This is a genomic window from Microbulbifer variabilis (assembly GCF_020524905.1).
GTDB classification, from domain to species: Bacteria; Pseudomonadota; Gammaproteobacteria; order Pseudomonadales; family Cellvibrionaceae; genus Microbulbifer; species Microbulbifer variabilis_A.
On sequence record NZ_JAIVKI010000002.1, the window covers coordinates 307,120 to 325,820 of the forward strand.

An 18,701-nucleotide genomic window follows, 5' to 3' on the forward strand; every position below is an offset into this window, starting at 1 on the left:
TTTGCGCAACATTTAAACAGTTGAAGTACGGATATCCGCAAACTTATCCACAACAACCTGTGTGTATCTTGGGGTCAATCAGTGGGCATCGCCAAATATTTCAGGCACCTCAAAGGCTTGATTAATTGACGCGATATGGAACTGTGATTTAATTGCAAGCAGGCTGAATTTCCCCGGTCTGTGCGTTGCTTTCACTGCTGCCTTTCTATACAATCCGCGACCTTCGCAGCGCGTAGCTCCGTCTGCGCCGGCTCTGTGCCGGACCGGAGCCCAGGCCGCGGCCGGGGATGGTCCCGAGAAATCTTGAACACAAAGTCTCAGGTAGCAAGACTATGAAACGCACATTTCAACCCAGCAACTTGAAGCGCAAACGCACTCACGGTTTCCGCGCTCGTATGGCAACTAAAAACGGCCGTAAAATCCTGGCCCGCCGTCGCGCTAAAGGCCGCAAAGTTCTGTCTGCATAATATCTCTTCTTTTAGAGATCTCTTTTATGCAGCAGGCGCGCAGCAGCTTCGGATTTGCCAAGACGCTGCGCCTGCTTAATGCGGCGCAGTATCGCAAGGTTTTCAATGAAAACTTTGTGCGCGCCGCGCATCCCCATCTTTTGATTCTCGCCTGCCCTAGTGACTTGGAACACCCGCGCCTCGGCCTGGTGATCGCCAAGAAACACGTGCGCAACGCCTCCGATCGCAATCGAATCAAGCGAATCACCCGCGAAACTTTCCGTCTGCAGCAACACCAGTTGCCGCCGTTGGATGCTGTGGTATTGGCGCGCCCCGGGGTTGCAGAACTAGATAAGGTTGCTCTGGCAAAAACGCTGAACAAACTCTGGCGCAAACTGGCCAAACGCGCGCAACAGCCACAATCGAAACCATGAAGTGGCTGCTGATCAAGCTGATACACGTCTATCGCTATCTGGCCAGCCCCTGGGTAGGCAACCAATGCCGCTTCTACCCAACCTGCTCGAGATACTCCGAAGAGGCCATTGAGACTCACGGAGCCTTAAAAGGGGGTTATTTAACCGCGCGCCGCCTTATAAAATGCCACCCCTGGCACCCAGGTGGACTGGACCCGGTTCCCCCCACCAATCACAAGAACACGCTCTAGGTATTAAGATGGATTGGCAACGCTATACGCTGCTAGGTGGAATTCTCGCGGTTCTCCTGGCACTTATCTTCCAGTGGAATGCATTTCAAGAGCAGCACACTCCCGAGCTCGACCGTGAGACCATAGTGCACAGTGAAGTGCAGGGCGGCAGCCAAACCCCAGCGCAAACCACCGACAGCAGCAATGGCGATGTACCCCAGCTAGAGTCGCAGGCGCCAGCAGAGAGCGACGCCGATAGCGGCGAACGCACCCTGATCAATGTCACTACCGACGTTTTTGATCTTCTGATCGATCCCCGTGGCGGTGATATCGTTAAAGTGGCCCTGCGGCAGTTCCAGGAAAAACTGAACACCCCTGACCAGCCGCTGATTCTGTTAAATCAGACCCGCTACCACACCTATATCGCCCAGAGTGGCCTGATTGGTAAAAATGGTACCGACAGCGCCGCCGGCCGCCCCCTGTTCAAGGTGGAGAAGACCAACTACGCCATGGTCGAAGGGCAGAATCAGCTGACCGTTGACCTGACGCTGCAGCAGCAGGGCGCAAACATCACCAAGCGCTACACTTTCACGCGCGGTGACTACCTGATTCAGGTGGCTTATCTGGTGGACAATACCAGCGCCAAGCCCTGGACAGCCGCGATGTTTGGCCAGATCAAGCGCGACGACAGCGAGCCGGCCGCTGACACCGGTCTGGGCATGAAGCCCTTCCTCGGTGCCGCCCTGCACACCGACGATGAAAACTACTTCAAGCAAGATTTTGAAGAAATCGCCGAGAAACCCACCCGCACCACTGTTGAAGGGGGGTGGGTAGCCATGGTGCAACATTACTTCCTCAGCGCCTGGATTCCCCCTCAAGACGAACGCAACACTTTTGAGCTGCGCGAGCTGTCCAATGGACTATTCCGCTTGGGCTTCACTGCCCAGCCGGTACAAATTCCTGCCGAAACTCAGGGCGAGTTAAGCGCTTCCTTCTATGCCGGTCCCAAGGATGTATACCGCCTGGAAGAGATCTCACCCTACCTGGACCTGACTGTGGACTACGGTTGGCTGTGGTGGATCGCCAAGCCACTGTTCCGCGTATTGCACTTTATTCAGGAACATATCGTCAGTAACTGGGGTTGGGCAATTATCTTGCTCACCGTATTTATCAAGACGCTGCTGCTGCCACTGTCCGCTGCGGGCACCAAGTCCATGGCGCGCATGCGCAAATTCGCTCCGCAGATGAAAAGGCTGCAGGAACAGTACAAGGACAATCGGCAGAAGTTGGCGGAAGAGACGATGAAGCTCTACCGCCGCGAGAAGATCAACCCCATGGGTGGCTGCCTGCCGATCCTGCTGCAGATGCCGGTGTTTATCGCCCTCTACTGGATGTTGACCGAAACCGTGGAACTGCGCCATGCGCCCTGGATTTTCTGGATTCACGACCTCTCGGCGAAGGATCCCTACTTTATCCTGCCGGTATTCATGGGCCTGTCCATGTGGTTTATGCAGAGGCTGAATCCGGCGCCTACCGACCCTACCCAGGCGCGTATCATGCAGCTGATGCCGGTGATGATGACGGTGTTCTTCCTGTGGTTCCCGGCTGGCCTGGTACTGTACTGGATCGCCAACAACCTGATCACCATCACTCAGACCTGGTATATCAACAAGCAGGTGGATGCCGGAAAATACTGATTTGGTATCCACAGACCGCAATGAACAAGGGCCGCAACTGCGGCCCTTTTCCGTTATGTCGAGTACACTCAGCCGATGACACAACAAAGCCTTAACCGTGACACCATCGCCGCCGTCGCCACCGCACCGGGGCGCGGTGGTATCGGTGTAATCCGCCTGTCAGGCACCAACGCCCTGTCCATTGCCCAACAAATCTGCGGAGACAAACCGCTAAAAGCGCGCTATGCCCACTACCGGAATTTTTTCCACAGAGACCTGCTGATCGACCAGGGGCTCGCCCTATTCTTCCCCGGCCCAAACTCTTTTACCGGTGAGGATGTGGTGGAGCTGCAGGGCCACGGTGGCCCGGTTATCCTCGATCAACTCTTGAAAGCGACGATCGAGTTGGGTGCCCGCCAGGCACGCCCCGGCGAGTTTTCCGAACGCGCTTTCCTCAACGATAAAATGGATCTCACCCAAGCCGAGGCGATCGCGGACCTGATTGATGCCGGCAGCGCCCAGGCGGCGCGCAACGCCATGCGTTCACTACAAGGCGCTTTTTCCGAAAAGGTCGAAGACCTTGTGGAAAACCTTACCCACCTGCGTATCTATGTGGAAGCCGCTATCGATTTTCCCGAGGAGGAAATAGACTTTCTTGCCGATGGCAAAGTGGCTGCGGATATCCAGGCCCTACTGGCGCAGATGGCAGGAGTGGAAGCCCAGGCGCGCCAGGGCGCCATTATGCGAGAGGGTATGCGGGTGGCCATTGCTGGGCGCCCCAATGCCGGCAAGTCGAGCCTGCTCAATGCCCTCGCCGGGCGCGATACTGCCATCGTCACCGATATTGCCGGCACCACCCGCGATATCTTGCGGGAAGATATCCACATTGACGGCATGCCCCTGCAGTTCGCCGATACCGCCGGTCTGCGGGATGCGCCGGACAAGGTAGAGCAGATAGGCATCGAGCGGGCCTGGGAGGAGATTCACCAGGCGGATCGCGTGCTGCTGGTAATGGATGCAGAGCAACTCCACTCACTGGATCCAATAAAAGCCTGGCCGGAATTTACCAACCAGCTTCAGGACTTAAACAAGCTCACACTGGTACTGAATAAAATTGATCTCAGCGATTATAGTGCCGGACTCCAAGCGCACACCGAAGGCGTGCCGGTAATAGCTATCAGCGCCAAGACCGGAGCAGGCCTCGAAGCGCTGAAGGAGCATTTAAAACAGTCTATCGGCTTCAGTGGCGCTGCCGAAGGCAACTTTAGCGCGCGGAGAAGGCATTTAGAGGCACTTGAGCGAGCCCGCGCTTTTATCGAGCAAGGCTCCCAGCAGCTTCACAGTCACGGTGCCGGTGAGTTACTTGCGGAAGACTTGCGTCAGGCCCAGCAGGCTCTGGGGGAAATCACCGGCACAATGAGCGCGGATGAGTTGCTCGGAAAGATTTTCGGTAGCTTCTGTATCGGTAAATAGGCGTATAGATTCTAAGGTATTCGGCCCGCAACTTATCCTATTTGGGACGCTAGTAAATAGCGTCCTCTTCTCTTCCCTATCGTACCTCCCTACTCTTTCTTCTTATTCTCCTTCAGGCACAAGTTCCACACCTCTTGCTCACAGGAACAGCCCAGATCTATCCTAGGTTGCCAAAAAAGTTCTATTTAATCCCCAGCTTTCCAGCATATTTTCCACGAAATAGGTGAGAAATAAGCTTTAGGTAGCTGTTTAAATGGCTATTGAGGGAAAGAAGTTATACATGTCCACGGGGATTTCCCGTGGATAAGCTTATTGGCAGTTATCTCACTATTAACCCACACCCATTCAATGGCTATATACACAGATTTATACATTGCCATCGACTACTCACAGGTCCCCCCCAGAAAGTCCGGGTAAAGCATCACAAGCACTAGCCGAAAAAAACCGGCTGTGGGCAAAAGAGGGGATAAGCACCTGCAAAATAGAACAACCGTATGATGATAACTTCCTAAAAGGGATAACTAAGACAAAGTTGTCCCAAGTTTACACAGTCCCATACCGCAGTTACCCCTGTGTCCACCAAGGGTTTGTCGGCAGGGTTTTCATTCTTGTAACTTATTGTTTTGAAAGGATTTTTTGAGATTATACCGGATTCACTGCGGCCTAATAAAAACAACAAATATAAAAAAATACTCTTTAAGATATACATATATTCATTAATAAGAGTATTAAGAAAGCTCTACAGCGTTTTGAGATTCATCACTCTAAGAGGGCCAAGCGATTAGAAGTTGATGTTCAGGAAAGAGAGAGACAAAGGCAGAGGCAGAGGCAGAGGTTTCCTGAACGGCTTGAATAAAGCCAATTGCTGAGGACTCTTACTGACTATAAAATGTGCGCCCCAAGTTGTAACCAGTAGCAGCCACTATGGATTTCCCCAAAACCTATGATGTGATCGTGATCGGCGGAGGCCACGCGGGTACCGAAGCCGCCTTGGCAGCCGCACGAATGGGAGCCTCTACCCTGCTGCTGACTCACAACATCGAAACTCTCGGACAGATGTCCTGCAATCCAGCCATTGGTGGTATAGGCAAGAGCCACCTGGTGAAGGAAGTGGATGCCCTCGGTGGAGCCATGGCAACCGCAACTGATTTGGGTGGTATCCAGTTCCGGGTACTGAATGCCCGCAAAGGTCCAGCAGTACGGGCAACCCGCGCTCAGGCCGACAGGGCCCTGTACCGCGCGGCTGTACGCGCAATCCTGGAAGCTCAGGAAAACCTGGAGATATTCCAACAGGCGGCGGATGATCTGATAGTCGAAGGCGAACGTGTGGTTGGGGTTGTCACCAATGCCGGCGTGCGTTTTCGTGCCAAGACAGTGGTACTAACCGCCGGGACCTTCCTCGGCGGTCGAATTCATATTGGCTTGGATAACCATGCCGGTGGCCGCGCTGGCGATCCACCCTCGATTGCCCTAGCGGACCGCTTGCGCGAATTGCCTTTCCGCGTCGATCGTCTGAAAACCGGTACGCCTCCCCGCATTGATGCCCGCTCCGTAGATTTCAGTGGATTGGAGGAGCAATGGGGGGACGCTCCCACTCCGGTGATGTCTTACCTGGGCAGCCGGGATCAGCACCCGCGCCAGATCTGTTGCTGGATTACCCACACCAATGCCCGCACCCATGAAATTATCCAGGGTGGACTCGATCGCTCGCCCATGTACTCCGGTGTGATTGAGGGGATTGGCCCGCGCTATTGCCCCTCTATCGAGGACAAAGTGCACCGCTTTGCGGACAAAGACAGCCACCAGGTATTTATTGAGCCCGAGGGGCTGACTACCAACGAGCTGTACCCCAACGGTATTTCCACCAGTCTGCCGTTCGATGTGCAGATTGAGTTGGTGCACTCCATCAAGGGCTTTGAAAAGGCGCATATCACCCGCCCGGGCTATGCGATTGAGTACGATTTTTTCGACCCTCGCGATCTTCTCCCCTCCCTGCAGACCAAATTTATCCAGGGGCTCTACTTTGCCGGCCAGATCAATGGCACCACCGGCTACGAGGAAGCCGCCGCCCAGGGGCTCCTGGCTGGCGCCAACGCTGCCCTGCAGGCTATGGAACGCGAAGCCTGGTCACCGCGCCGGGACGAGGCTTATCTGGGCGTGCTTGTGGATGACTTGATCACCAGTGGCACCAAAGAGCCCTACCGTATGTTTACCAGTCGCGCGGAATACCGTCTGCTACTGCGCGAGGACAATGCCGACTTGCGTCTAACTGAAAAGGGTCGCGAATTGGGTCTGGTCGACGATACCCGCTGGGCTGCATTCAGCGAAAAGCGTGAAGCCATCGCCCGCGAGACACAGCGCCTACAGGAGACCTGGGTGCATCCCAAGACGCCCCAGGCCGCTTCGGTGGAAACCAAACTGCCGCAACCGTTGGCGCGTGAATACAGCCTGATGGACCTGCTGCGTCGCCCGGAACTGGGTTATGAGGATGTGGCCGGGCTCAAGGGAGAACCGGTAACCGACGAACAGGTTGCCGAGCAGGTGGAAATCTCGGTTAAGTACGCCGGCTATATCGATCGCCAACGCGAGGAAATTGAACGCCTGCAGGCCTATGAAGACACACCTATCCCGGCGGACTTCGACTATAGCGATATCTCCGGCCTCTCCAATGAGGTCAAGCAAAAACTGGGCGAGACCCGCCCGGATACCCTGGCGCGGGCCTCACGGATTCCGGGAGTGACGCCGGCATCCATCTCGCTGTTATTAATTCAGTTGAAAAAGCGCGGGCTGCTCAAGCGCAAAAAAGCGGTATAAGTTTTTTTTCCACAGGGTATCCCGCGAGACCCTGCGGGGGGATTTGAACTTCGCGGGAATACTGGGGGATAGACCCATTTCTCACTCAATGGAACAGTATCGTCCGCGCCTGTTGGAAGCGGCGGCTCAGATGTCGGTTGCACTTAGCGAGCGTCAGCAGGATCAGTTACTGGAATACCTGGCGCTTTTTGCCCGCTGGAACAGTGCCTACAACCTGTCCGCCATACGCGATCCAGAGCAGATGCTGGAGCGACATATTATCGACAGCCTCAGTGTGGTGAATCTTTGTGGTGAAGGTTCTTTGATCGATGTGGGCAGCGGAGGCGGCCTACCGGGTATTCCCCTGGCTATTGTGCACCCCGGACGCTCTATCACCCTGCTCGATAGTAACGGTAAGAAAACCCGCTTCCTGTTCCAGGTGGCCAGCTCCCTGCCCCTGCCCAATGTCACAGTGATCAATGAGCGGGTGGAGGCTTTTGTGCCGGAGCAGCCTTTTGCCGGCGTCGTCTCTCGAGCCTTTGCTTCCATTGAGGATATGGTTAATGGCAGCGAGCATATGCTGGCTCCCACTGGTCGCTTTTATGCTATGAAAGGCAAGTTGCCGGAGGATGAGTTGAGCGCTCTGCCAAAAGGCATTAAGGTCGAGCAGGTGCACCGTTTGTCGGTGCCCGGTTGCGACGGCGAGCGACATATGATTCAGCTCTGTCGCACAAAATAAAATGACAATTTCGCAGGCTAGACGCCCGCACCATCCAGCTTTCGTATCGTGGTGCACAACAGCCGCAGCCAAAGGCCGAGCCGGCGTCGGGGCAATCGCACCCGCAAACTACAAAGGACAAGAATCTTGAGCAAGATATTTGCTGTGGCCAACCAGAAAGGCGGGGTTGGTAAGACCACCACCTGCGTCAACTTGGCCGCATCTTTGGTTGCCAACAAGCGGCGCGTTTTGCTGATCGACCTAGACCCCCAGGGCAATGCCACCATGGGCAGCGGTGTGGATAAAAGCGACCTGCAGGTGTCCGGCTACGATGTGCTGGCCGCGGAATTGCCTGTGGAACAGGCCATTGTATCCACAGAGAGCGGTTTTGATTTAGTCCCGGGCAATGGTGACCTGTCTGCGGCCGAAGTGGAGTTGCTCAATCTGGAGGGGCGTGAATCCCGCCTGCGTAATGCACTAGCCATAGTCGCCAATCGCTACGATTACGTCATTATCGACTGTCCGCCGTCTTTGAACATGCTGACCGTGAACGCCCTCTGCGCGGCCAACGGCGTGTTGATTCCCATGCAGTGCGAATACTACGCACTGGAGGGCCTTTCGGCGTTGGTCGACACCATCACACAGATTCAGCAGGCGGCCAATCCGGACCTGAAAATCGAGGGTATCCTGCGCACCATGTACGATCCGCGCAACAGCCTTACCAGCGAGGTATCGGCGCAATTGCAGGAGTTCTTTGGTGATCGTCTATACCGCACCTGCATTCCGCGCAATGTGCGCTTAGCGGAAGCGCCCAGTTTCGGCAAGTCGGCGCTGGATTATGACCGCCACTCCAAGGGGGCTATCGCCTATCTGGCATTGGCCTGCGAAATCAATCGCCGCCATCCCGCCAGCCAATCTTCCAACAAGAAAAACCGCCCTGTGGCGGAAGCGGTATAAGGGGTAATTACTATGGCCGCGAAACGCAAAGGACTGGGGCGGGGTCTATCCCACCTGATCAGCAATAACGCCTCGACTGCTATCGCCGAGGTCACCGGTGGTACTGAAGCTGAAGCCGCCGTGGTCGACGGTGAGTTAAAAGAGTTGCCAATCGAATTTTTACAGCGCGGTCGTTATCAGCCACGCCGGGATTTTCCACAGGAATCCCTGCAGGAACTGGCGGACTCTATTCGCGCCCAGGGCATTATGCAGCCGATCGTCGTGCGCGGCGTAGGTGAACAGAGTTACGAGATTATCGCCGGTGAACGGCGCTGGCGCGCTGCCCAGTTGGCCGGATTGGAAAAAGTGCCGACGATAGTGCGCAGTGTCTCCGATGAAGCCGCTATCGCCATGGCGCTGATCGAAAATATTCAGCGAGAAGACCTGAATCCGGTGGAAGAAGCTGTGGCGCTCAAGCGCCTGCAGGATGAATTCAAGCTGACCCAGCAGGAAGTGGCCGATGCGGTGGGTAAATCCCGTTCTGCGGTGACCAACCTGCTGCGCCTTTTAAGCCTTAGTGAAGAAGTGCGTACCTTTCTTGAACGCGGCGACCTGGAGCTGGGGCATGCCAAAGCGCTGCTCGGTCTCTCCGGTGCTACCCAGCGTTCCGCCGCGCGTCAGGTGGTCGAGCGCAGTCTCACCGTACGCCAGACAGAGGCACTTGTACGCCGCCTGCAACAGCCGGCCACCCCAGCGCCGGAAAAGCCAAAGACTGACCCCAATATTCGTCGCCTCACTGAGCGACTGGCGGAGAAGGTCGGTGTGCCTGTCTCTATCGATCACAACGAAAAGGGGAATGGTCGCTTGGTACTGAAATACACCACACTGGAAGAGCTGGATGGAATCCTCGCCCACCTGGGTTACGCAGAGGACTGAGCCCCCAGTGAATTGCGCGTCCTGGTGGCGCGCGCAATAACTGTTGGCAAATACTCACTGCGCAGAGTAAATCCACGCAAAACCTCCCGAAAATCAAATAAGTTGACGACATTTGCCGGTTGAATCGGCGATGCTGTTGCAGCATAATTCGCACGCCCAAATTTTGGGCGGACAGCGCAAAAAAGTCGGCTTATCCCGTCTATGACAAAACCCCCGGTATTACGAATTGCCGCGGTACAGCTTTTGCTGGTATCGCTGGCCAGTGCGGTACTGCACTTGAGTGGCAAACCGGTGACGGCGCTTTCCGTATTTATTGGCGGTGCCTTGTGCGCGCTGCCCGGAGCTTATTTTGGCAGGCGCGCCTTTCGCGACAGCGGTGCGCGCGCGGCCCATCGCGTGGTAGGCAATTTCTATCGCGCGGAAACCGGCAAATTTATATTGACCATGGCGGGCTTTGCGGCAGTTTTTGCCACCGTCAAGCCGCTGAACGCGGCAGCGCTTTTTATCAGCTACGTCCTCTGTGTGATCGTGCATTGGATTATGGTGGCGCGTATGGTCCGCTAGCCGGCGGATAAGAAAAAAGAATTCTTACTTTTACGATTGTTGAGGAACTATGGCGGGCGAAGCTCTAACTGCGACGGGGTATATCCAACACCACCTGCAAAATATGACTTACGGCAAGTTGCCGGCCGGTTACACCCGCGCCGATGGCTCTGTGCTCAGTGAGTCTACCTGGACTATGGCGCATTCCTCCCAGGAAGCTGCGGATATGGGCTTTTGGGCCCTACATGTGGATACCCTGGGTTGGTCTATCGGCCTCGGCCTGATTTTCTGTTTCCTGTTTGCCCGCGCAGCCAAGAAGGCCAGTGTGGACAAGCCCACCGGTTTCCAGAGTTTTGTGGAGCTGGTCACCGAGTTTATCGACAAGCTGGTTAAGGAAACCTTCCCCCACCGCAACACCATGGTTGCGCCGATGGCGCTGACCATTTTTGTGTGGGTCTTCCTGATGAACCTGATGGACCTGGTACCGGTCGACTGGCTGCCGATGGCCGCCGCCAAGGTTTCCGGCAACGATCACCTCTTCTTTAAAGTGGTTCCGACTACTGACCCCAATGCCACCCTGGGTATGGCGCTGGCGGTATTCGCGCTGATGATTTTCTTCAGTATTCGCGAGAAAGGTGCGCTCGGCTTCCTGAAAGAGTTGACTCTACACCCTTTCCATACTGGCAAGCTGTTCTTTGACATCCTGCTGATCCCGGTGAACTTCCTGCTGGAAGCGGTTTCCCTGATCGCCAAGCCGATCTCCCTGGGCTTGCGTCTGTTCGGAAACCTCTACGCCGGTGAAATGATCTTTATCCTGATCGCGATTGTCTTTGGCGTTGGTGTCCTCGGCTTTATCGGTGCGGGCCTCCTGCACATGGGCTGGGCGATATTCCACGTACTGGTTATCGTGCTGCAGGCGTTCGTATTTATGGTATTGAGCACCGTGTACATGGCGATGGCACACCATCGCGACGATGAGCACGAGCACGATCAATAAGTTTTTTAACCCTTTTTTCGACCTTTACAACAACTCTTTAACTTTGATTTGGAGAACACAATGGAAGCATTAGGTCTGGTTTACATCGCAAGTGCACTGCTGATCGGTCTGGGCGCCCTGGGCACCGCAATCGGTTTCGGTACCCTGGGTGGCAAGCTGTTGGAAGGTTCCGCTCGTCAGCCTGAACAGGCTCCGGCTCTGCAGGGCAAAATGTTCCTGATGGCTGGTCTGCTCGACGCGGTTCCAATGATCGGTGTTGGTATTGCCATGTACCTGATCTTCGCCGTAGCTCCTGGTCTGGTTTAATTACGCCGTTCCAATTGCCCTTAACCCTTTTTAAAGAGCAAGAGGTGTCGGTGTGAACATCAACCTGACTCTAATCGGCCAGTCGATTACTTTCCTGTTTTTCGTCTGGTTTTGCTGGAAGTTTGTTTGGCCGCCTCTTTTGGGCGTGATGAATGAGCGTGAGAAGAAGATCGCAGATGGTCTTGCTGACGCCGAGCACGCTCAGAAAGATCTGGAACTGGCCAAGCGCAAAGCTGCCGAGCAGCTGAAAGAAGCCAAAGATCAGGCGAGCGAGATTATCGATGGCGCCAATAAGCGTGCCAATCAGATTATCGATGAAGCGAAGCAGACTGCGCATGCCGAGGGCGATCGCCTGAAAGCTGCGGCCAAAGCTGAGATCGACCAAGAAGTGAATCGCGCTAAAGAGCAACTGCGCAGCCGTGTGGCAGACTTGTCTGTCCTGGGTGCGGAGAAGATTCTCGCGGTCAATATCGACGCTAAGGCGCACGACGACCTGATCGAACAACTGGCAGCCGAGCTGTAAGCGAGGAACCCCATGGCGGAACTCAGCACACTGGCCCGGCCCTACGCCAAAGCCGCATTTGCCTATGCGCAGCAGGCCTCCGACCTCCGTGGTTGGAGCGCTGCACTGGGAACCGCGGCGGCGGTCAGCCAGAACGAAAAAGTGCGTGAGCTGCTGGATAACCCACAGCTCACCAGCGAAGAGCGCGCAGATAAATTCCTGTCGATCTGTTCAGATGAGCTCGGCGAGCACGGTAAGAACTTCATCCGATTGCTGGCGGAAAACCACCGCTTGCAGCTGCTGCCGGAAATTTCCGAGCTGTTCGAAGAGCTGAAAGCGCAGGCGGAAGCCACTCTCGAGGTGGAAGTTGTTTCTGCGCAAGCCCTGAGCGATGCACAGGCGCAAGCGCTGAGCCAGAAACTCAGCAAGAAGTTTGAACGCGAAATACATCTGCACAGCTCGGTGGACGAGAGCCTGCTGGGCGGCGCGATCATCCGCGCCGGTGATACAGTCATCGACGGTTCCGTACGCGGACGTCTGGCCAAGCTCGCCGAGGCGATGAACTCCTAAATTACTCTCCCCGTCGACGTCAGTCGGCGGGGGACTTGAGGAACAGAGCATGCAGCAACTGAATCCCTCTGAGATCAGTGAAATCATCAAGAGCCGCATCGAAAATCTCGATGTGAGCACTGAAGCCCAAAATGAGGGCACCATTGTTTCCGTATCCGACGGTATCATCCGCATCCACGGCCTGGCCGACGTGATGTACGGTGAGATGATCGAGTTCGAAGGCGGCGTTTACGGTATGGCGCTGAACCTGGAGCGTGACTCCGTTGGTGCTGTAATCCTGGGTGACTACAAATCTTTGGCCGAAGGTCAGAAGTGTCGTTGCACCGGCCGCATTCTGGAAACTCCGGTTGGTCCGGAACTGCTCGGTCGCGTAGTAGACGCGCTGGGTAACCCGATCGACGGCAAGGGCCCGCTCAACACCAAGTTGACCGACGCGGTAGAAAAGGTAGCGCCTGGCGTTATCGCCCGTCAGTCTGTTGACCAGCCTGTACAAACCGGTTTGAAAGCGGTTGATACCATGATCCCGATCGGCCGTGGCCAGCGTGAGCTGATCATCGGCGACCGTCAGATCGGTAAGACTGCTGTGGCAATCGATGCCATCATCAACCAGAAAGGCACTGGCGTTAAGTGTATCTACGTTGCCGTGGGCCAGAAGCAGTCCTCCATTGCCAACGTCGTGCGTAAGCTCGAAGAGCATGGCGCCATGGACCACACCATCGTAGTCGCCGCTGGCGCCGCCGATCCGGCAGCGATGCAGTTCCTGGCTCCCTACGTCGGTTGTACCATGGGTGAGTACTTCCGCGACCGCGGTGAAGACGCCCTGATCGTATACGATGACCTGACCAAGCAGGCTTGGGCCTACCGTCAGATCTCCCTGTTGCTGAAACGTCCGCCTGGACGTGAAGCCTACCCCGGTGACGTTTTCTACTTGCACTCCCGTCTGCTGGAGCGCGCCGCGCGTGTAAACGCCGACTACGTAGAGAAGTTCACCAATGGTGAAGTGAAAGGCAAGACCGGCTCCCTGACCGCCCTGCCGATCATCGAAACCCAGGCCGGTGACGTTTCCGCGTTCGTACCGACCAACGTGATTTCCATTACCGATGGCCAGATCTTCCTCGAGACCGATCTGTTCAACTCCGGTATCCGCCCTGCGATCAACCCGGGTATCTCCGTATCCCGTGTAGGTGGCGCAGCGCAGACCAAGGTGATCAAGAAGCTGTCTGGTGGCATCCGTACCGCTCTGGCTCAGTACCGCGAACTGGCGGCATTCTCCCAGTTTGCCTCTGACCTGGACGAGGCCACCAAGGCGCAGCTGGATCACGGTGAGCGTGTAACCGAGCTGATGAAGCAGAAGCAGTACTCTCCGCTGTCTATCGCAAACATGGCTGTTTCCGTTTACGCCGCCGACAAGGGTTACCTGAAAGAAGTAGAAGTTGCCAAGGTTCTCGATTTTGAAGCCGCCCTGCTCGCTTATATGAACAGCGAACACGCCGAGCTGATGGATAAAGTGAACGCTACTGGTGACTATAACGACGAAATCGATGCAGCTTTCAAAGCCGCAATCGAGAAGTTCGTCGCTACTAGCAGCTGGTAAGAACTCCCTGGAGAGGGCGAGAGAGCGGCTGGCCGCTCTCTCGGAATCTAACTTCCAGCGAACAAGGTAATCACTATGGCAGGCGGAAAAGAAATACGCACAAAAATTGCCAGCATTAAGAGCACTCAGAAAATTACTGCCGCAATGGAAATGGTTGCAGCCAGTAAGATGCGCAGGGCTCAAGATCGCATGGCACTGGGGCGCCCCTACGCCCAGCGCATTCGCGCAGTGATCGGTCACGTCGCCAACGCTTCGGCCGAGTACCAGCATATTTACCTGCAGGAGCGCGAGGCCAAACGGGTCGGTTTTATTTTGGTATCCACTGATCGCGGACTCTGTGGTGGCCTGAACATCAATATGTTCAAAGCAGCCATTCGCGAAATGCAGGCGTGGTCCAAAAAAGGCGTAGACGTAGAAGTCTGCGCGGTAGGTAACAAGGCGGCCAGCTTCTTTAATGCCATCGGCAGTAAAGTCGTTGCAGCAGTTCGAGACCTGGGCGATGCGCCTCAGGCCAACAGGCTGATTGGCTCAGTAAAAGTAATGCTGGACCGTTACGCAGAAGGCGATATCGATCGCCTGTTCCTGGTATCCAACGAGTTTATCAACACCATGTCGCAGAAGCCGCGGGTCGAGCAATTGCTGCCGTTGCCGAAAGACGAAGATGAAAAACTCATGCACGAGTGGGACTACCTCTACGAGCCGGATCCGGTTGAATTGCTGGATGGATTGCTGGCTCGCTATATCGAGTCCCAGGTGTACCAGGCAGTAGTTGAAAACAAAGCCTGTGAGCAGGCAGCGCGTATGATCGCGATGAAGAGCGCCACCGATAACGCCGGTGAGCTGATCGATCAGTTGCAGCTTGTCTACAACAAGGCGCGCCAGGCGGCCATTACCCAGGAACTGTCCGAAATTGTCGGCGGTGCGGCGGCGGTTTAATCCGCTGCCCATATTAGTAATGGTCAGCCTAGAAAGAATTTAAAGCTGAGGATCCGGAAATGAGTAACGGGCAAATTGTGCAAGTGATCGGAGCGGTCATCGACGTGGAATTCCCACGCGATTCTGTTCCGAATGTATACGACGCACTGGTGGTTGAGGGTAAGAACCTCACCATGGAAGTGCAGCAGCAGTTGGGTGACGGCGTGGTACGCGCTATTGCCATGGGTTCATCTGAAGGTATCAGCCGCGGTCTGCCCGTGCGCAATACCGGTGCTCCGGTTTCTGTACCGGTTGGCCTGGAAACCCTCGGCCGTATCATGGACGTGCTCGGTAACCCGATTGACGAGTGTGGCCCTATCGGTGAGAAAGAGCGTGCCTCTATCCACCGCGCCGCGCCGACCTACGAAGAGCAGTCCAGCTCCACCGAACTGCTGGAAACCGGCATTAAGGTAATCGACCTGGTTTGCCCGTTTGCCAAGGGTGGCAAGGTTGGTCTGTTCGGTGGTGCCGGTGTTGGTAAAACCGTAAACATGATGGAACTGATCAACAACATCGCTACCGAGCACTCCGGTCTGTCTGTGTTCGCCGGTGTTGGTGAGCGTACCCGTGAAGGTAACGACTTCTACTACGAGATGGCGGAATCCGGTGTTGTTGACCTGGAAAACAAAGCCAACTCCAAAGTGGCAATGGTTTACGGCCAGATGAATGAGCCGCCCGGCAACCGTCTGCGCGTAGCCCTGACCGGCCTGACCATGGCGGAAAAATTCCGTGATGAAGGCAAAGATGTACTGTTGTTCGTCGACAACATCTACCGCTACACCCTGGCTGGTACCGAAGTATCCGCACTGCTGGGTCGTATGCCTTCCGCGGTAGGTTACCAGCCGACCCTGGCGGAAGAGATGGGCGTTCTGCAGGAGCGTATTACCTCCACCAAGACCGGTTCTATCACCTCCATCCAGGCGGTATACGTACCGGCGGATGACTTGACTGACCCGTCTCCGGCGACCACCTTCGCGCACTTGGACTCCACCGTAGTACTGAGCCGTGACATCGCCGCTAAAGGTATCTACCCGGCTGTTGACCCGCTGGACTCCACCTCCCGTCAGCTGGACCCGCAGGTAATCGGTCAGGAACACTACGAAGTGGCTCGTGGCGTACAGTCCGTGCTGCAGCGCTACAAAGAGCTGAAGGACATCATCGCGATCCTGGGTATGGACGAACTGTCTGAAGAAGACAAGCAGACCGTAGCCCGCGCCCGTAAGATCGAGCGTTTCCTGTCCCAGCCTTTCCACGTTGCGGAAATTTTCACTGGCGCACCAGGCAAATACGTTTCCCTGAAAGAAACCATTCGTGGCTTCCAGGGCATCCTGAACGGTGAATATGACCACATGCCTGAACAGGCCTTCTACATGGTGGGAACCATCGACGAAGCCGTGGAAAAAGCCAATAAGAGCAAAGGCTAAGCCAGAGAGGCATATACTATGGCCATGACAGTACATTGTGACATTGTCAGCGCCGAGCAGTCTCTCTTCTCCGGACTGGTGCAGATGGTGATTGTGAGTGGTATCGAAGGTGAGCTGGGTCTCTCCTACGGCCACGCACAACTGCTAACAGCCCTGAAGCCCGGTCCGGTACGCATCATCAAGCCCGGTGGTGAAGAGGAAGTACTGTTCGTCAGCGGTGGCTACGCCGAAGTTCAGCCGAATATGGTTACCATCCTCGCGGATGTAGCCGAGCGTGAAATTGATGAGGAAGCTGCGCAGAAGGCCCGCGAAGAAGCGGAACACGCCCTGCATAAAGCGCCCTCTGAAGTCGACTATGCGCGTATCTCAGCCCAGCTGGCTGAAGCCGAGGCGCGCCTGCGCACCCTGCAGGCAATTCGCAAGGCGGCCGGCAAGTAAACAGTTCTTACAATTTGTGAGGCCTGTTTTTGGCGACAAAAGAGCAGCTTCGGCTGCTTTTTTTATGTCCTGAATAAGCTGTTTTCCACAATCTCCCTATCTCATCTCCGCGTCTTTCTATACTGGATGTTGGCTGATCAAGCTAAATGTATTCCATCAATTTAAAATGACGCTGATTTATGTTTTTTACAAGGTTGTATCAGGCCTCTTTTCTAAAATCTGCAGCTTTTCTGATGTGTTTAGTGCTGTCCTGGTCAATGGATAGCCACTCCCAGCCCTATGCCTATCACACTCCTGCTGAATATCTCAGAGAGACCAAGCCCATAATTATTCCAGGAAACATTTTTGTGACAGGAATTGTTCCCCAAAAGAATTATGTGCCGAGTCATCTAAAAGAATTTGGTTTTTATCACTCGGGTTGGGAGGAAGATGATATACCTGAAGTCGCAAAATTCTCTACATTTGTAGACGTTTGGTATTTCGATAAAGCCTTAATGGAAACTGCCAGGAGGCATGGATTAAAAATCTGGGTGGCACTGGCCCCTATTTTTTTTAAGGACTTTGGTAAGAATAAACAAGAGGATTATCGAGAACACTGGGAAAAAGCTAAGCAAGAATTAATCCCTTTCAAAGATATTATTTACGCCTTTGACCCCCTCGATGAGCCGTTCCAGAGATCTTTACTACCTGATAAAGAGTTGAAAGCCTATCTTGAAGAAATTGGTGAGCTTATCCGGCAAGATTTTCCTTCGGCAAAGCTGGCAATCACATTCACACATAATACAGTGAACCAAGCGAGATTTCAGTTGATTGTGCCGGAAAACTTCAATTTATTTGGAGTTGATTATTATTACGAAGTGGACTTCCAAGATAAGATTGTTAAAAAATTAATGAGAAAAACTCAGCACATGGATGCTAAGTATTATTTAATTCCTCGGGGATTTAAAACAACAAATAAAGATTACGGGGTTTTATCGGAAACAGAGCTTTTGTTAAGAGCCCGACAGGCCTACAATTTTGCAGTTTCAAACTCTAAGGTGGAAGTGATTTTTCCCTTCCATTGGAAAGGGTTTGTGGAAAATTCAAAAAATTACGTTGGAGTTGAGAATATACCATTATTGAGAAGTGAGTATGAGAAAATTGGTAGAGCAATATCTAGAGACCGGTGATTAATTGCGGGAGTTATTTCCGATGGTAAAAAATCCAGACCATGTCACAGTCGCGGTTACGGAACTAGAGGAAAGCAGGAAGTTTTTTGAATTGCTAGGTTTTGAATTAAAAATAACCGATGTTATTTCTGGGGAAGAAGTTGCTAAATATATGGATGTACCCGATGTAGAAGCTGATCACTTAACGATGGTTTTAAGTGGGGCTGAACCAAGATTTGAAATTCAACTACTACACTTTAGAAATCCAAAGATATTTTCGGATAGTAAAATATTGAATCTGGCGCGTCCTGGGTACAACCATCTTTGTTTCAGGGTGGAAAACATTGAGTTGGCAGTGGATCACTTAAAAAAAAATGGTGTTCGGATTCGTAGTGACATCTTAGAGTACTTACATAGGAAGTTGGTTTATATTGAGGGTCCGGAATATATCACCGTGGAGCTGGCTGAATGGCTTTCATAGATTTGAAATAGGGTTAGTACTATTTTTTAGTATTTGTGACAATCTTCGATGTTTTCCTTATTTAGCTGGATTAAACAGTAACTAATCTTTCAGTGGCACAAA

General features: G+C 54.0%; 20 protein-coding genes. All 20 read left to right on the top strand.

The window, feature by feature from the left end; translation table 11 throughout:
- Positions 1 to 332 precede the first annotated feature (332 nt).
- Entirely contained in the window at positions 333 to 467 is a 135-nt protein-coding gene (gene rpmH, locus LC073_RS04350; protein ID WP_020413885.1) for a 50S ribosomal protein L34, read from the top strand.
- A gap of 26 nt (positions 468 to 493) precedes the next feature.
- On the top strand, positions 494 to 880 hold the full coding sequence (rnpA, locus tag LC073_RS04355) for a ribonuclease P protein component (protein WP_226643894.1): 387 nt from the start codon (positions 494 to 496) through the stop codon (positions 878 to 880).
- Positions 877 to 1,110, top strand: coding sequence for a membrane protein insertion efficiency factor YidD (gene yidD, locus LC073_RS04360; RefSeq protein WP_226643896.1), 234 nt, complete (start codon positions 877 to 879; stop codon positions 1,108 to 1,110). Before rnpA ends, yidD begins: the two co-directional genes overlap by 4 nt.
- A gap of 8 nt (positions 1,111 to 1,118) precedes the next feature.
- On the top strand, positions 1,119 to 2,786 hold the full coding sequence (yidC, locus tag LC073_RS04365; protein WP_226643899.1) for a membrane protein insertase YidC: 1,668 nt from the start codon (positions 1,119 to 1,121) through the stop codon (positions 2,784 to 2,786).
- A gap of 75 nt (positions 2,787 to 2,861) precedes the next feature.
- Positions 2,862 to 4,238: a tRNA uridine-5-carboxymethylaminomethyl(34) synthesis GTPase MnmE gene (mnmE, locus tag LC073_RS04370; protein ID WP_226643902.1), complete on the top strand. Its 1,377-nt coding sequence runs from the start codon at positions 2,862 to 2,864 to the stop codon at positions 4,236 to 4,238.
- A 924-nt stretch (positions 4,239 to 5,162) separates the two neighbouring features.
- A complete protein-coding gene (mnmG, locus tag LC073_RS04375; protein ID WP_226643905.1) occupies positions 5,163 to 7,052 on the top strand; it encodes a tRNA uridine-5-carboxymethylaminomethyl(34) synthesis enzyme MnmG in 1,890 nt (629 codons plus the stop codon).
- Between the two features lie 88 nt (positions 7,053 to 7,140).
- Positions 7,141 to 7,770, top strand: a complete 630-nt coding sequence (gene rsmG, locus LC073_RS04380; protein WP_226643908.1) for a 16S rRNA (guanine(527)-N(7))-methyltransferase RsmG — start codon at positions 7,141 to 7,143, stop codon at positions 7,768 to 7,770.
- Positions 7,771 to 7,896: 126 nt separating this feature from the next.
- Positions 7,897 to 8,706 carry a ParA family protein gene (locus LC073_RS04385; protein ID WP_226643910.1) on the top strand — a complete coding sequence of 270 codons (810 nt, stop codon included), beginning with the start codon at positions 7,897 to 7,899 and terminating at the stop codon, positions 8,704 to 8,706.
- A gap of 12 nt (positions 8,707 to 8,718) precedes the next feature.
- A complete protein-coding gene (locus LC073_RS04390) occupies positions 8,719 to 9,621 on the top strand; it encodes a ParB/RepB/Spo0J family partition protein (RefSeq protein ID WP_226643912.1) in 903 nt (300 codons plus the stop codon).
- A gap of 201 nt (positions 9,622 to 9,822) precedes the next feature.
- Positions 9,823 to 10,185, top strand: a complete 363-nt coding sequence (locus tag LC073_RS04395; protein ID WP_226643916.1) for an ATP synthase subunit I — start codon at positions 9,823 to 9,825, stop codon at positions 10,183 to 10,185.
- A 49-nt stretch (positions 10,186 to 10,234) separates the two neighbouring features.
- Positions 10,235 to 11,161 (top strand): F0F1 ATP synthase subunit A, encoded by a 927-nt coding sequence (gene atpB / locus LC073_RS04400; RefSeq protein ID WP_226643919.1) that lies wholly within the window; start codon positions 10,235 to 10,237, stop codon positions 11,159 to 11,161.
- Positions 11,162 to 11,221: 60 nt separating this feature from the next.
- Positions 11,222 to 11,467, top strand: a complete 246-nt coding sequence (gene atpE, locus LC073_RS04405; RefSeq protein ID WP_020413895.1) for a F0F1 ATP synthase subunit C — start codon at positions 11,222 to 11,224, stop codon at positions 11,465 to 11,467.
- Between the two features lie 52 nt (positions 11,468 to 11,519).
- Positions 11,520 to 11,990: a F0F1 ATP synthase subunit B gene (locus LC073_RS04410; RefSeq protein WP_226643922.1), complete on the top strand. Its 471-nt coding sequence runs from the start codon at positions 11,520 to 11,522 to the stop codon at positions 11,988 to 11,990.
- A gap of 12 nt (positions 11,991 to 12,002) precedes the next feature.
- Complete coding sequence (locus LC073_RS04415) at positions 12,003 to 12,539, top strand: F0F1 ATP synthase subunit delta (protein WP_226643925.1); 537 nt, start codon at positions 12,003 to 12,005, stop codon at positions 12,537 to 12,539.
- A 49-nt stretch (positions 12,540 to 12,588) separates the two neighbouring features.
- Positions 12,589 to 14,133 (top strand): F0F1 ATP synthase subunit alpha, encoded by a 1,545-nt coding sequence (gene atpA, locus LC073_RS04420; protein ID WP_226643928.1) that lies wholly within the window; start codon positions 12,589 to 12,591, stop codon positions 14,131 to 14,133.
- Between the two features lie 75 nt (positions 14,134 to 14,208).
- Positions 14,209 to 15,069, top strand: a complete 861-nt coding sequence (gene atpG / locus LC073_RS04425) for a F0F1 ATP synthase subunit gamma (protein WP_226643931.1) — start codon at positions 14,209 to 14,211, stop codon at positions 15,067 to 15,069.
- Between the two features lie 59 nt (positions 15,070 to 15,128).
- A complete protein-coding gene (gene atpD / locus LC073_RS04430; protein WP_226643933.1) occupies positions 15,129 to 16,532 on the top strand; it encodes a F0F1 ATP synthase subunit beta in 1,404 nt (467 codons plus the stop codon).
- An 18-nt stretch (positions 16,533 to 16,550) separates the two neighbouring features.
- Complete coding sequence (locus tag LC073_RS04435; RefSeq protein ID WP_020413901.1) at positions 16,551 to 16,970, top strand: F0F1 ATP synthase subunit epsilon; 420 nt, start codon at positions 16,551 to 16,553, stop codon at positions 16,968 to 16,970.
- Positions 16,971 to 17,317: 347 nt separating this feature from the next.
- Positions 17,318 to 18,139, top strand: a complete 822-nt coding sequence (locus tag LC073_RS04440; RefSeq protein WP_226643935.1) for a hypothetical protein — start codon at positions 17,318 to 17,320, stop codon at positions 18,137 to 18,139.
- Between the two features lie 22 nt (positions 18,140 to 18,161).
- On the top strand, positions 18,162 to 18,599 hold the full coding sequence (locus LC073_RS04445) for a VOC family protein (RefSeq protein ID WP_226643937.1): 438 nt from the start codon (positions 18,162 to 18,164) through the stop codon (positions 18,597 to 18,599).
- The last annotated feature ends 102 nt before the right edge of the window (positions 18,600 to 18,701 follow it).